This is a genomic window from Mesorhizobium sp. M2A.F.Ca.ET.037.01.1.1 (assembly GCF_003998075.1).
Taxonomy (GTDB): Bacteria; Pseudomonadota; Alphaproteobacteria; order Rhizobiales; family Rhizobiaceae; genus Mesorhizobium.
Genome location: NZ_RZSA01001215.1, coordinates 1 through 1,730, shown reverse-complemented (window position 1 = coordinate 1,730; position 1,730 = coordinate 1). Strand labels below are relative to the sequence as shown.

The window sequence follows — 1,730 nt, the reverse complement described above, 5'->3', positions numbered from 1 at the left end:
ATGTAGGAGGGGTGGTTGTGGCTCTCCATCTTGAAGACGACGCAGTCGCCGTCGCCGATGTCGACCACGCCGGCATTCTCGCCCGGACCCTGGATGACCTGCGGACCGCTGGTCGGCAGGGTGCGCAGCCATTTCTTCGAGGACTTGTAGGAGCAGTGCTCGTTCCACATCGCCGAGAAGATGCCGAGCTCGGTGAAGCTTGGCTCGCGGCCGACCAGATCCAGGATGCGCTGGTATTCGTCGGGCTTCAGCCCATGCGCGGCGACGAGCTCGGGGGTGATCGGCACGGAATTGGAAATGGTCATGAGCGGCGATTTTTGTCCGTGGGAGAGGGGAGGTTCTTCGAGTCTCCTCTTATCGCAAGCTTTCGCGCGATACACCCCCACCAGATAGGGAAAACGCCGGAAAACTGCCACTCCGGCGGTGCTTAGGTCTGGGCTTTCAGGCTTGATCAGGAAAAACTGTCGTAGCCGGCGCGGCCTTCGTCGAGCAGGCGGCGGATGACGGCGACGCCGCCGGCGACATCCTGGCTTTGCCGCGGTTGCGAGACGCCGAAGCGCACGCCGTGAAAAACCTGCTCGGAGCGGCCGGCCTTGAACTCGTCCTCGTCGTCGATGAGCACGCCCTGTGCCAGGCAGGCGTTCTTGAAGGTGCCGGACAGCCACGGGTCGGGCAAGGTCAGCCAGACGAAGGGCACGTTGTCCCGCGCCTTGAAGTCGAAGCCCGCCAGCACCTCGCGCACGATGGCAAGGCGCGCCTGGATTTCGGCAATGCAGCGCTTGCGGATACCGCTTGCCTGCCCCGACGTCACCAGCCTCGTGCCGACTTCGGCCAGCAGGAATGGCAGGCCGCCGGTCATCATCTTGTGGGCGACAAGGATGCGGTGGCGGTAGGCCGGCGGGCAGGAAAGCCAGCCGCCGCGCACGCCGGCGGCGACCGACTTCGACAGGCCGCCGGCGACGATGGTGGGCTCGGGCGCATATTCGGCCAGCAACGGCGTCGGGTCGTCGGTGAGCTCGCCGTAAAGGTCGTCCTCGACCAGCGCGACATTGTACTCCCGCGCGATCCGCGCGATCGCCTGGCGCCGCTCCGCCGACAGCGTCACCAGCGTGGGGTTCTTCGCGGTCGGCATCAGGAACATGACCTTTGGATGTTTCTGTGCGCAGACGCGCTCGAAATCATCCGGGTCGATGCCGTTGTCGTCAGTCGAGACCAGCGCGATGCGTCGCCCAATCAGCCCGGCGCTGCGCGCGATCTGGGAATAGGTGAGGTGCTCGAAGACAACGTAGTCGCCGGGCATGGTCAGCGCCGCGATCGCCGCCATGACCGCGGCATGGGTGCCCAGCGTCGGCACGATCGAATCGGGCGAGGGGCGGAAGGAATTCCGCGCCAACCAGCGGCTGCCCGCCTCGTACCAGCGCTCGGGAAAATCACGCGTGTAGCTCGAGATATCGTACGGATGTTCCTGCGCGGTGCGCGCCAGCATGTCGGCGATCACGGCGCCCTGGCCGACATCGGGCGCGGCGGTGCTGTCGAAGCGCAGCTTGCCGCTCGGCGCGTCGATGGGGCGCGTGCCTTGCAAGCCAGGTTCGACGTCAGGTTTCGGCGCCTCGGCGCGCTGGCCGAGCACATAGGTGCCGCGCCCGACCTCGCCGCTCACCAGACCGCGTTCGCGCAGCAGCTGATAGGCCCTGCCGATGGTGCCGACGGTCGTGCCGATGTCATAGGCG

1 protein-coding gene and 1 pseudogene are annotated in these 1,730 nt (G+C 66.4%); both read right to left on the bottom strand.

The features are described 5' to 3' along the window. Positions 1 to 305: pseudogene (locus EOA27_RS35250) on the bottom strand (phosphoribosylformylglycinamidine synthase II); the annotation flags it as partial. Positions 306 to 451: 146 nt separating this feature from the next. Next, positions 452 to 1,730: PLP-dependent aminotransferase family protein (locus EOA27_RS35245; protein ID WP_145970788.1), on the bottom strand; the 1,279-nt coding region annotated here is incomplete at its 5' end.